Origin of the sequence: Streptomyces sp. NPDC053493 (assembly GCF_044544825.1) — a bacterium.
Lineage (GTDB): Bacteria > Actinomycetota > Actinomycetes > Streptomycetales > Streptomycetaceae > Streptomyces.
The window spans coordinates 261411-272919 of the sequence record NZ_JBITXS010000001.1 but is presented as its reverse complement, the minus strand read 5'-3'; the positions used below and the strand labels follow the sequence as shown (position 1 = coordinate 272919).

At 71.6% G+C, this 11509-nt stretch carries 10 protein-coding genes; 9 read left to right on the top strand and 1 reads right to left on the bottom strand.

Going from position 1 to position 11509, the window contains the following annotated elements:
* The first annotated feature begins 121 nt into the window (after positions 1–121).
* The 9 genes from ACIGO8_RS01195 to ACIGO8_RS01155 all read left to right on the top strand — a co-directional run bounded on the left by ACIGO8_RS01195 (position 122) and on the right by ACIGO8_RS01155 (position 10666).
* Positions 122–1123 carry an ABC transporter permease gene (locus ACIGO8_RS01195; protein ID WP_399722531.1) on the top strand — a complete coding sequence of 334 codons (1002 nt, stop codon included), beginning with the start codon at positions 122–124 and terminating at the stop codon, positions 1121–1123.
* Positions 1124–1248: 125 nt separating this feature from the next.
* Positions 1249–3018 (top strand): ABC transporter substrate-binding protein, encoded by a 1770-nt coding sequence (locus ACIGO8_RS01190; RefSeq protein WP_399722529.1) that lies wholly within the window; start codon positions 1249–1251, stop codon positions 3016–3018.
* Positions 3019–3144: 126 nt separating this feature from the next.
* Positions 3145–4143 (top strand): ABC transporter permease, encoded by a 999-nt coding sequence (locus ACIGO8_RS01185; protein ID WP_399722526.1) that lies wholly within the window; start codon positions 3145–3147, stop codon positions 4141–4143.
* Positions 4140–5252: an ABC transporter ATP-binding protein gene (locus tag ACIGO8_RS01180; protein ID WP_399722524.1), complete on the top strand. Its 1113-nt coding sequence runs from the start codon at positions 4140–4142 to the stop codon at positions 5250–5252. Before ACIGO8_RS01185 ends, ACIGO8_RS01180 begins: the two co-directional genes overlap by 4 nt.
* Positions 5253–5260: 8 nt before the next feature.
* Positions 5261–6472, top strand: a complete 1212-nt coding sequence (locus tag ACIGO8_RS01175; protein ID WP_399722522.1) for an ABC transporter ATP-binding protein — start codon at positions 5261–5263, stop codon at positions 6470–6472.
* Between the two features lie 108 nt (positions 6473–6580).
* The gene (locus ACIGO8_RS01170; protein WP_399722519.1) at positions 6581–7258 is read left to right on the top strand and encodes a trimeric intracellular cation channel family protein; all 678 of its coding nucleotides are present in this window, start codon (positions 6581–6583) and stop codon (positions 7256–7258) included.
* A 23-nt stretch (positions 7259–7281) separates the two neighbouring features.
* A complete protein-coding gene (locus ACIGO8_RS01165; RefSeq protein WP_399722516.1) occupies positions 7282–8148 on the top strand; it encodes a thioesterase family protein in 867 nt (288 codons plus the stop codon).
* A 142-nt stretch (positions 8149–8290) separates the two neighbouring features.
* The gene (locus tag ACIGO8_RS01160; RefSeq protein ID WP_399722513.1) at positions 8291–9262 is read left to right on the top strand and encodes a helix-turn-helix transcriptional regulator; all 972 of its coding nucleotides are present in this window, start codon (positions 8291–8293) and stop codon (positions 9260–9262) included.
* 240 nt (positions 9263–9502) lie between these two features.
* Positions 9503–10666 (top strand): cysteine desulfurase family protein, encoded by a 1164-nt coding sequence (locus ACIGO8_RS01155; RefSeq protein ID WP_399722511.1) that lies wholly within the window; start codon positions 9503–9505, stop codon positions 10664–10666.
* Positions 10667–10710: 44 nt separating this feature from the next.
* Here ACIGO8_RS01155 and ACIGO8_RS01150 read toward each other — a convergent pair whose 3' ends face one another.
* Positions 10711–11469 carry an N-acetylmuramoyl-L-alanine amidase gene (locus ACIGO8_RS01150; RefSeq protein ID WP_399722508.1) on the bottom strand — a complete coding sequence of 253 codons (759 nt, stop codon included), beginning with the start codon at positions 11467–11469 and terminating at the stop codon, positions 10711–10713.
* Between the last annotated feature and the right edge of the window lie 40 nt (positions 11470–11509).

Sequence of the window (11509 nt, the reverse complement as noted above, 5' to 3'; positions counted from 1 at the left end):
GACTCCCCGGAACACCAGGCGTTCGGCCCCAGGGGCCGGTGCCCAGCAGTTGTTCCACCGAGCCGCTACCCGCGGCGGGCAAGGGCCGGCGACCCGGCGGCCGAGAGGGGTCCTCACCACGATGACGGCACCACTGCACGAGACGAGTGCGGCCGAGCAGACCGCCCCCGTCGACGCCGTGCCCAGCTTGCCGGGCAAGGCGATCGAGGGCCGTTCCCCCTGGCAGATCGCCTGGGTCCGCCTCAAGCGCGACAAGCTGGCCCTCGCGGGCGCGTTCGTCGTCATCTTCCTCGTCCTGGTCGCGATCCTCGCCCCGGTGATCGTCGGCCTCCTGGGCCACCCGCCGGACGAGTTCCACGAGGACCAGATCGACCCGCTCTTCGGCACCCCGATCGGGTCCTGGGGCGGCATCAACTCCGACTTCCTGCTGGGAGTCGAGCCGGTCAACGGCCGCGACGTCTTCAGCCGCATCGTCTACGGTGCCCGGATCTCGCTGCTCGTCGCCTTCCTCGCGGCCCTCTTCGCGGTCGCCCTCGGCACCGTCCTCGGCATCGTCGCCGGCTACTTCGGCGGCTGGATCGACGCCGCGCTCAGCCGGGTCATGGACGTCATGCTCGCCTTCCCGCAGCTGCTGTTCACCATCGCCCTGGTGTCGGTGCTGCCCAACGAGTTCCTCGGCCTCGACGGCTCGGGCGTGCGCATCGCCGCCCTGGTGCTCGTGATCGGCTTCTTCGGCTGGCCCTACGTCGGCCGCATCGTCCGCGGCCAGACCCTCTCGCTGCGCAACCGCGAGTACGTGGAGGCCGCCCAGAGCCTCGGCGCCGGCCGCTTCTACATCCTGCGCCGCGAGCTGCTGCCCAACCTGGTCGCCCCGATCACCGTCTACGCCACCCTGATGATCCCCACCAACATCCTCACCGAAGCGGCGCTCAGCTTCCTCGGCGCGGGTGTGAAGCCGCCCACCGCTTCCTGGGGCCAGATGCTGTCGACGGCCATCACCACCTACGAGTCGGATCCACTGTTCATGCTGATCCCCGGCCTCGCGATCTTCGTCACCGTGCTGGCGTTCAACCTCTTCGGCGACGGCGTGCGTGACGCGCTCGACCCGAAGGGCTCCCGCTGACGTCACGCCGTCCACCGCACGACCAGTCCCAGCCCCAGCACCAGCCCCTGCCGCTGTCGACAGGAGGCACATCCCCAACGGCGGACCACCGTAACGGCCGCCACTACTCCGGAGGTTGCTCGACCATGACCCTGAACAGCTCCCAGAGGCGCAGAATCGCCGCGGGCGCGCTGCTCGCGGCGGCCACGATGGTCGTCACCACCGCCTGTGGCGGCGGCAACGGCGACGGCGCCAAGGGCGGCAAGGGCGGCGGCGCCGGCTTCAACGCCGCTGTGAACCAGATCGCCAGCCCCTCCGACAAGAAGGGCGGCGAGCTGAGGTTCATCGGCTCGCAGGAGGCCGACAACTGGGACCCGCAGCGCGGCTACTACGGCTTCGTGTGGGACTTCATGCGCTACTACACGCGCCAGCTGGTCACCTTCAAGACCGCGCCGGGCGCCGGCTCCACCGAGCTGGTCCCCGACCTCGCCACCGACACCGGCAAGGTCTCGGCCGACGGCCTCAGCTACACCTTCACGCTGCGGGACGGGGTCACCTGGGAGGACGGCAAGCCGATCACCTCCAAGGACATCAAGTACGGCATCGAGCGCATCTGGGCCCAGGACGTCGTCTCCGGCGGCCCGATCTACCTCCAGCAGGTCCTCGACCCGAAGAAGACCTACCCGGGCCCGTACAAGGACACCTCCGCGGACAAGCTCGGCCTCAAGGCGATCGAGACCCCGGACGACAAGACCATCGTCTTCAAGCTGCCGGCGCCCAACGGCGACTTCCTGCAGATGCTGGCCATGCCGGCCGCCTCCCCGGTCCGCCAGGACAAGGACACCAAGGCCCAGTACGGCCTGAAGGTCTTCTCCTCCGGCCCGTACAAGTGGCAGTCCTACACGCCGAACAAGTCCATCAAGCTGGTCCGCAACGACAAGTGGGACGCCAAGTCCGACAACGTCCGCAAGGCCCTGCCGGACACCATCAGCGTCACGTTCACCACGAACGCCGACGACATGGACAACCGCCTGGTCGAGGGCGAGTACGACCTCGACATCAACGCGACCGGTGTCGGCGCCGCCGCCCGCCAGAAGGTGCTCCAGCAGCACCGGGACAACGTCGACAACCCGCAGACCGGCATGATCCGTTACGCGGTCTTCCCGCAGACGGTCATCCCGAACATCGAGTGCCGCAAGGCCATCATCTACGCGGCCGACTCCAAGTCCCTGCAGAACGCCCGTGGCGGCCCGCAGGCCGGCGGCGACATCGCCACCAACATGCTCCCGCCGGCGATCAAGGGCTCCGACCCGAAGGCCGACCCGTACGGCAAGCTCTCCGGCACCCCGAACATCGCCAAGGCCAAGGAGGCCCTGGCGAAGTGCGGCAAGCCGAACGGCTTCAAGACCACGATCGCGGTCCGCAACAACAAGAAGATCGAGATCGCCACCGCCGAGTCCCTCCAGCAGTCGCTGAAGGCCGTCGGCATCGACGCCCAGATCGACCAGTTCGACGGCTCTCAGACCTCCGGCATCATCGGCTCGCCGAAGGTGGTCAAGGACAAGGGCTACGGCATCATCATCATGGGCTGGGGCGCCGACTTCCCGTCGGGCCAGGGCTACCTGCAGCCGCTCGTCGACGGTCGCTTCATCCTGCAGAGCGGCAACAACAACTTCTCGCAGCTGAACGACCCGGCCATCAACGGCCTGTTCGACCAGGCGCTGAAGGAGACCGACCCGGACAAGGCCGGCGAGCTCTACAAGCAGATCAACACGAAGGTCTCGGAGGCCGCGGTCTACCTGCCCTTCACCCACGAGAAGAACATCATCTGGCGCGGCTCGCGACTGACGAACGTCTACACGGCCGACGCCTACAACGGCCGCTACGACTACACGTCGATCGGCGTCGTGAAGTAACCGGCCGAGTCCGTAACCAACTCGCTCCAACGGCGCACCCGCCGCTAGGTCCGAAGGGCAGGTGAGGGCCGTGCGCGGCGGCCGGGGGATCCGACCGGATCCCCCGGCCGCCGACCGGCCGACCGCATGCTTGCATACATAATCCGACGGCTCTTCGCCGTCGTCATGATGCTGCTCGTCGTCACGCTGGTGACGCTCAGCATCTTCTTCCTCATCCCCAAGATGACCGGCAGTGACCCTGCCGCGATGTTCGTCGGCAAGCAGGCGGATCCGGCCTCCATCGAGGGCATCCGGCAGAAGCTGGGCCTGGACGAGCCGATCCTGGTGCAGTTCTGGCACTTCGTGTCCGGCATCTTCGTCGGCCGCGACTACACGGGCGGCGGTTCCACGATCCACTGCGCGGCGCCCTGCTTCGGCTACTCCTTCCGTACCGAGCAGGACGTCTCGGAGATGCTCGTCGACGCCTTCCCCGTCACGCTCTCCATGGTCCTCGGCGCCGCCGTGCTGTGGCTGCTGATGGGCGTCACCACGGGCGTCGTCTCCGCGCTCAAGCGCGGAACCGTCATCGACCGGGCGGCGATGATCACCGCGCTCGCGGGCGTCTCGCTCCCCATCTTCTTCACCGCCATGCTGGCGATGCTCGTCTTCCGCACGCAGTTGGGCTGGGTCGACGCCACCTACGTGCCGATCAGCGAGTCCTTCGGCGGCTGGTTCGGCGGCCTGCTGCTGCCCTGGGTGACCCTCGCCTTCCTGTACGCGGCGATGTACGCGCGGCTCACCCGCGCCACCATGCTGGAGGTCCTCGGCGAGGACTACATCCGTACCGCCCGGGCCAAGGGCCTGCCGGAGTCGGTCGTGCTCGGCAAGCACGCCATGCGCTCCACCATGACCCCGATCCTGACCATCTTCGGCATGGACCTCGGCGCCCTCGTCGGCGGCGCGATCCTGACCGAGACGGCGTTCAACCTCAAGGGACTCGGCGGTCTCGCCATCAAGGGCGTCAGCGAGCGCGACCTCCCGATCATCCTGGCCGTCACGCTCATCACCGCCTCCTGCGTGGTCCTCGCGAACCTCCTGGTGGACCTGCTGTACGCCGTGATCGACCCCCGAGTGAGGCTGGCATGACCGACAAGCTCGTGAAGACCGGCTCCGCCCTCGGCGAGCCGGTCGCGTCCGGGAAGTCCGCGCCGTCGGACGCCTTCCTCGACGTCCGCGACCTCAGGATCCACTTCCCGACCGACGACGGCCTGGTCAAGTCGGTCGACGGCCTCACCTTCCAGCTGGAGAAGGGCAGGACCCTCGGCATCGTGGGCGAGTCCGGCTCCGGCAAGTCGGTCACCTCGCTCGGCATCATGGGCCTGCACACCGTCGGCCAGTACGGCCGGCAGAAGGCCCGCATCTCCGGCGAGATCTGGCTCAACGGGCAGGAACTGCTCTCCGCCGACCCGGACACCGTGCGCCGCATGCGCGGCCGCGAGATGGCGATGATCTTCCAGGACCCGCTGTCCGCGATGCACCCGTACTACACGGTCGGCCACCAGATCGTGGAGGCCTACCGGGTCCACCACCAGGTCGACAAGAAGACCGCCCGCAAGCGGGCCGTCGAACTCCTCGACCGCGTCGGCATCCCCGAGCCCGCCAAGCGCTTCGACAACTACCCGCACGAGTTCTCCGGCGGCATGCGCCAGCGCGCGATGATCGCGATGGCGCTGGTCAACAACCCCGAACTGCTCATCGCGGACGAGCCGACCACCGCGCTCGACGTGACCGTCCAGGCCCAGATCCTCGACCTGATCCGGGACCTGCAGAAGGAGTTCGGCTCCGCGGTCATCATCATCACCCACGACCTCGGCGTCGTCGCCGAGATCGCCGACGACATCCTCGTGATGTACGGCGGCCGGTGCGTGGAGCGCGGCTCGGCCGAGGACGTCTTCTACCAGCCCCAGCACCCCTACACCTGGGGACTGCTCGGCTCCATGCCGCGCATCGACCGCGAGCAGACCGACCGGCTCATCCCGGTCAAGGGCAACCCGCCCAGCCTCATCAACGTCCCCAGCGGCTGCGCCTTCAACCCGCGCTGCCCGTACGCGGACGTCCCCAAGGGCGGCATCACCCGGACCGAGCGCCCCGAGCTCGCGGAGTCCGAGGCCGGCAGCCGTCACTACTCGGCCTGCCACATGTCGCAGGAGGAGCGGACCCGGATCTGGACCGAAGAGATTGCGCCGAAGCTGTGAGCGACACCATGGAACCTTTGCTGAAGGTCAGCGGCCTGCAGAAGCACTTCCCCATCAGGAAGGGCCTGCTGCAGCGCCAGACCGGCGCGGTCAAGGCGGTCGACGGGATCGACTTCGAGGTCTATCCCGGTGAGACGCTCGGCGTCGTCGGCGAGTCCGGCTGCGGCAAGTCGACGATGGGCCGGCTCATCACCCGGCTCCTCGAACCGACCGGCGGGAAGATCGAGTTCGAGGGAACGGACGTCACGCACCTCGGTGTGGCCAAGATGCGTCCGCTGCGCCGCGACATCCAGATGATCTTCCAGGACCCGTACGGCTCGCTGAACCCGCGCCACACGGTCGGCTCGATCGTCTCCGCGCCCTTCAAGCTGCAGGGCGTGGAGCCCGAGGGCGGCGTGAAGAAGGAGGTCCAGCGCCTCCTCGGCCTGGTCGGCCTGAACCCCGAGCACTACAACCGCTACCCGCACGAGTTCTCCGGCGGCCAGCGCCAGCGCATCGGCATCGCCCGCGCGCTCGCCCTCAAGCCGAAGCTGGTCGTCGCGGACGAGCCCGTCTCGGCCCTGGACGTCTCCATCCAGGCGCAGGTGGTCAACCTCCTGGACGACCTCCAGGACGAGCTCGGCCTCACGTACGTGATCATCGCCCACGACCTGTCGGTCATCCGGCACGTCTCGGACCGCATCGCGGTCATGTACCTGGGCAAGGTCGTCGAACTCGCGGACCGCAAGTCCCTGTACGAGACCCCGATGCACCCGTACACCCGGGCCCTGATGTCCGCGGTCCCGATCCCGGACCCGCGCCGCCGCGGGGCGAAGACCGACCGCATCCTCCTGACGGGAGACGTCCCCTCCCCGATCGCCCCGCCGCCCGGCTGCCGCTTCCACACCCGCTGCTGGAAGGCGACCGCCGTCTGCAAGACCCAGGAGCCCCCGCTCCTGGAACTCCGCCCGGGCCAGCGCGTGGCGTGCCACCACCCGGAGAACGCGGAGGGGCTGACGGTGCCGTCGGCGCGGGAGTCGGTGGAGGTGACGACGGAGAAGGCGGAGAAGACTGAGAAGGCGGAGAAGCCGGTGAAGCCGGTGAAGGCGGCGGTGGCTGAGGCTGAGGCGCCTGAGGCTGAGGCGCCTGAGTCTGCCGAGGCTGCTGAGCCTGCTGAGTCGACCGAGGCGGCCGCGCCGGGCGACGACGCGCCGGAGGCGTCGGCCAAGCCGGAGAAGTAGCCGCAGGCAGCGCGTACGTGTGGCCCCGCCGCCCTCGAGGCGGCGGGGCCACACGCGCCTCCCGGCGCGGGGGACCTTCCCCCTCCGTCCAACCGGGACAATGGGGCCGTGCTCCACGATCTGTTCAATCCGTCCGTCCAACACGCCCTGGACCTCGTCGGCATCTTCGTCTTCGCCATCTCCGGCGCCCTGCTCGCCGTGCGCAAGAACTTCGACGTCTTCGGCATCGCCGTCCTCGCCGAGGTCACGGCTCTCGGCGGCGGCCTCTTCCGCGACCTGATCATCGGCGCCGTTCCGCCCGCCGCCTTCACCGATCTCGGCTACTTCCTCATGCCGCTCGTCGCGACCGTCCTCGTCTTCTTCCTGCACCCGCAGGTGGAACGCACCCAGGCCGCGGTCAACGTCTTCGACGCGGCCGGCCTCGGGCTCTTCTGCGTGACCGGCACCACCAAGGCGTACGACTACGGCCTCGGCCTGACCTCCTCCGCCGCGCTCGGTCTGGCCACCGCCGTGGGCGGCGGTGTGCTGCGCGACGTGCTCGCCAACGAGGTGCCGTCGCTGCTGCGCTGGGACCGTGACCTGTACGCGGTGCCGGCGATCGTGGGCGCGACGACGGTCGTGCTCTCCATCCGCTTCGACGTGCTCAACGCGTACACCAGCGGCGCCGCCGTCCTCGCCGCCTTCCTGCTGCGCCTGCTCGCGATGCGCTACCACTGGCGCGCGCCGCGCGCGTGGAACCGCCGCTCGTCCACCCGCGAGGAACCCGAAAAAGCTACCGCTCAGTAGCTAAATCCTGTACGGTCGAGGGTATGAGCACGAGCAGCATCGAGACGGCGAGCGCCATGACGAGCGCCGCGGCGAGCGAGTTCGACCGCGACACCGCCGTCACCCTTCGCGAGCCCGGCGTCTACGACGCCGAACTCTCCGCGGGCTGGACGATCATCCACGCCGTCAACGGCGGCTATCTCCTCGCCCTCCTCGGCCGCGCGCTCGGCGACCACCTGCCGCACCCGGACCCGTTCACGATCTCGGCGCACTACCTCACGCCCTCCGTGCCGGGCCCGGCGGTCATCCGCACCGAGACCGTACGGACCGGCCGGACGCTGTCCACCGGCCAGGCCTCGCTCCTCCAGTACGCGGAGGACGGCACCGAGGTCGAGCGGATCCGCGTCCTCGCCTCGTACGGAGACTTCGACGCCCTCCCGGACGACGTCCGCACCTCCGCGACGCCGCCCGCGATCGCGCCGCTCGACCAGTGCTTCGGCGCCTCCGACGGGCCGACGCCCGCCATCCCGGGCTCCTCGGCCATCACCGAGCGGCTCGACATCCGCCTCGACCCGGCGACCGTGGGCTGGGCGATCGGCGCGCCGTCCGGCAAGGGCGAGATGCGCGGCTGGTTCGGCCTGGCCGACGGCCGCGAGCCTGACCCGCTGTCCCTGCTCCTCACCGTCGACGCGCTGCCGCCGACCTCCTTCGAGCTGGGCCTCAAGGGCTGGACGCCCACGGTCGAACTCACCACTCACGTCCGCTGCCGCCCCGCCCCGGGCCCCCTGCGCGTCTCCATCACCACCCGCAACCTCGCGGGCGGCTTCCTGGAGGAGGACGCCGAGGTCTGGGACTCCGCCGACCGCCTGGTGGCCCAGTCCCGCCAGCTCGCCCGCGCCCCGCGCGCCTGACCTCCGGGCCGGGCCCGACAGGCTGTGGAGGCGGCCGGCCGTCTCGCCGGCCGGCCGCACCCACCCGTCGGCGGCAGTCGCCGGCGGTAGGCGCCGTACCGGAAGCGCCACCGCCGCGGCGCTCGGCCGTTAGCGTGGGCCGGTGAAGTCCGATCGGCTGCTCGCCCTGCTCCTGCTGCTGCAGACCCGGGGGCTCGTGCCGGCGAGCGAGCTCGCCGAGCGGCTCGGTGTGTCCGTGCGGACGATCTACCGGGACGTGGAGGCGCTGTCCGCCGCCGGGGTGCCGGTGTACGCCGAGCGCGGGCGGCACGGCGGGATCGCGCTGCTGCCGGGCTACCGGACGGACGTCACCGGGCTCACCGCCGACGAGTCGCGCGCCCTGTTCGTGCTCGCCGCCCACGGCGCGCACGCCGCGCTCGGGCTGGACCAGGCCCTCGGCTCGGCGTTGCGGAAGGTGATGGCCGCGCTGCCCGCGCCGCACCGGCCGGCCGCCGAGCTGACGAGCCGCCGCATCCTGGTCGACCCGGACCGCTGGCGGAGCGGACCGCGCGCCGAGGTGGACCTGGACGTCCTGCACCAGGCCGTGTTCGCCGACCGGCGGCTCGGCCTGCGCTACCGCAGCGGCGGGGCGCCCGCCCCGAAGGCGTACACCGTCGACCCGTACGGCCTCGTCGTGAAGGCCGGCGTCTGGTACCTCGTCGCCGACCACGACACCGAGCCGCGCCTCTTCCGCGCCGACCGCGTCCACCGCGCCGCACTCCTCGACGACCCGGTCCGGCGCCGGCCGGGCGTCGAACTCGCCGACGTCTGGGAGGTCCTGCGGGCGCGCGTCGAGCGGCGCCCGGCCGACGACGGCGCCGCCGTCGTCACCGTCACCGCCCGCGTCCACCGCGACCGCTACGACCGTTTCCTCCGGATGTACGGCGACCGGCTCACCGCCCCGCCTCCGCCGCGGGCCACGGCGGAGTGGACCCCCGTCGAGCTGGCCGTCGCCGAGCTCGGCGAGCTGCGCCCGCTGCTCGCCATGGGCGCCAGCCTCGAGGTGCTCGAACCGCCGGCCGCCCGCGCCTACCTCGCCGAGGTCGCCATGGAGACCGCCGCTCTCTATTCCTGACTCCCGGCCTCGGCTCCCGGTTCTCGGCTCCCGGTCCTCGGCCCTCGGCTCCCGGTCCTCGGCCCTCGGCGCCCGGCCCCCGGCCTCGGCGCCCGGCCCTCGGCGCCCGGCCCCCGGCTTCGGCGCCCGGCCCCCGGCTCCCGATCGTCGATTCGGCGCCGTGCCGCGACGGCGCCGACGCCCACCGGATCCGGCCAGTCGACGGAGCCGCGCGGGCGGCCTCGTAGAATCGTTCCCACCATGGCTTACCTCGACCACGCCGCGACCACGCCCATGCTTCCCGAGGCGATCGAGGCGATGACCGCCCAGCTCGCCGTCACGGGCAACGCCTCCTCGCTGCACGCCGCCGGCCGGCGCGCCCGGCGGACCGTCGAGGAGGCCCGCGAGACGCTCGCCGGCGCCCTCGGGGCCCGGCCCAGCGAAGTCGTGTTCACCTCCGGCGGCACCGAGGCCGACAACCTCGCCGTCAAGGGCCTGTACTGGGCCCGCCGCGCCGCCGACCCGCGCCGCACCCGCGTCCTCGCGAGCCCCGTCGAGCACCACGCCGTCCTCGACGCCGTCGACTGGCTCGCGACCCACGAGGGCGCCACGGTCGAGTACCTGCCCGTGGACGCCCACGGCCGCGTCCACCCCGACGCCCTGCGCGAGGCGATCGCCCGCGACCCCGGCTCCGTCGCGCTCGCCACCGTCATGTGGGCCAACAACGAGATCGGCACGGTCATGCCGGTCCGCGAACTCGCCGACGTCGCCGCCGACTTCGAGGTGCCGCTGCACGCCGACGCCGTGCAGGCCTTCGGTCAGATTCCGGTCGACTTCGCCGCCTCCGGCCTCGCCGCCATGACCGTCTCCGGCCACAAGATCGGCGGCCCGTACGGCATCGGCGCCCTGCTCCTCGGCCGCGAGTACACGCCCGTTCCCGTCCTGCACGGCGGCGGCCAGGAGCGCCACGTCCGCTCCGGCACCCTCGACGTGCCCGCCGTCGCCGCCTTCGCCGTCGCCGGCCGGATCGCCGCCGAGGAGCGCGAGGAGTTCGCCCGGACCGTCGGCGCGCTGCGCGACGAGCTCGTCACCGCCGTGCGTACGGCCGTGCCCGACGCGATCCTCGGCGGCGACCCGGTCGACCGGCTGCCCGCCAACGCCCACTTCACCTTCCCCGGCTGCGAGGGCGACTCCCTGCTCCTGCTCCTGGACGCGGCCGGCATCGAGTGCTCCACCGGCTCCGCCTGCACCGCCGGCATCGCCCAGCCCAGCCACGTGCTGCTCGCCACCGGCGCCGACCCGGACCTCGCCCGCGGCACCCTGCGCTTCAGCCTGGGTCACACCTCCACCAAGGAGGACGTGGCGGCCGTCGCGGAGGCGATCGGCCCGGCCGTGGAGCGCGCCCGCACGGCCGGCCTCAGCTGACCGCCGGGCCGCCCGGACTGCCCGGCGACTGATCAGGCGGCCGCTCAGCCGCCCTGCGGAAGCTTCGCCCGCTCCCGCCGTACGAGCGCCATGTAGCGGGGCCAGTCCCAGTGCGGCCCCGGATCGGTGTGGTCGGTGCCCGGCACCTCCACGTGCCCGATGACGTGGTCCCGGTCCACGGGTATCCCGTACCGCGCGCAGATCCCGGCCGTGAGCCGCGCCGACGCCTCGTACATCGCGGCCGTGAAGTCCTGCGGCCGGTCGACGAAGCCCTCGTGCTCGATGCCGACGCTGCGCTCGTTCACGTCCCGGTTCCCGGCGTGGAAGGCCACGTCGAGCTCCCGGATCATCTGGGCCACGTGCCCGTCCTTGCGCACCACGTAATGCGCGGCGGCCCCGTGCGCCGGGTCCTTGAAGACCTTCACGGCGGAGGCGTAGCTGCCCTGCACCACATGGATCACGACCCGGTCGATCACGTAGTCGTCCGGGCGGTCCGCCCGCCGCCAGTTCGCCCGGGACGCCGCCGTCCACTCGGCGCCCTTGTGGTCGAGCTCGCCCTCGACCCGCTTCTTCTCCATGCCCGGCAGCCGCCACCAGAAGCGGGCCAGCTCGTCGCGCGCGAGCACGGCCGTGCCGGCGACGGCGACCGCGCCGCCCACCAGGAAGGCCCGCCGCCCGGGCCTGCCCGCCCCGTCCTTCCCCTTCGCCCCGGCCTTGCCCCTGGCCCCGCCCTTCCCCTTCGCCCCGGCCTTCCCGTTGGCCCCGCCCTTGCCCGTCCCCGCGCCCCTGCCCGTGCTCCCCATGTCAGCGAGAACGCTTACTCCCGCGACCACGGTTCCCCGG

Excerpts from the sequence above, each read along its gene's own strand:
- ACIGO8_RS01165 (WP_399722516.1), top strand. The coding sequence starts at position 7,282 with ATGAGCACGAGCAGCATCGAGACGGCGAGCGCCATGACGAGCGCCGCG.
- ACIGO8_RS01175 (WP_399722522.1), top strand. The coding sequence starts at position 5,261 with ATGGAACCTTTGCTGAAGGTCAGCGGCCTGCAGAAGCACTTCCCCATC.
- ACIGO8_RS01155 (WP_399722511.1), top strand. The coding sequence starts at position 9,503 with ATGGCTTACCTCGACCACGCCGCGACCACGCCCATGCTTCCCGAGGCG.
- ACIGO8_RS01185 (WP_399722526.1), top strand. The coding sequence starts at position 3,145 with ATGCTTGCATACATAATCCGACGGCTCTTCGCCGTCGTCATGATGCTG.
- ACIGO8_RS01150 (WP_399722508.1), bottom strand. The coding sequence starts at position 11,469 with ATGGGGAGCACGGGCAGGGGCGCGGGGACGGGCAAGGGCGGGGCCAAC.
- ACIGO8_RS01195 (WP_399722531.1), top strand. The coding sequence starts at position 122 with ATGACGGCACCACTGCACGAGACGAGTGCGGCCGAGCAGACCGCCCCC.
- ACIGO8_RS01190 (WP_399722529.1), top strand. The coding sequence starts at position 1,249 with ATGACCCTGAACAGCTCCCAGAGGCGCAGAATCGCCGCGGGCGCGCTG.
- ACIGO8_RS01180 (WP_399722524.1), top strand. The coding sequence starts at position 4,140 with ATGACCGACAAGCTCGTGAAGACCGGCTCCGCCCTCGGCGAGCCGGTC.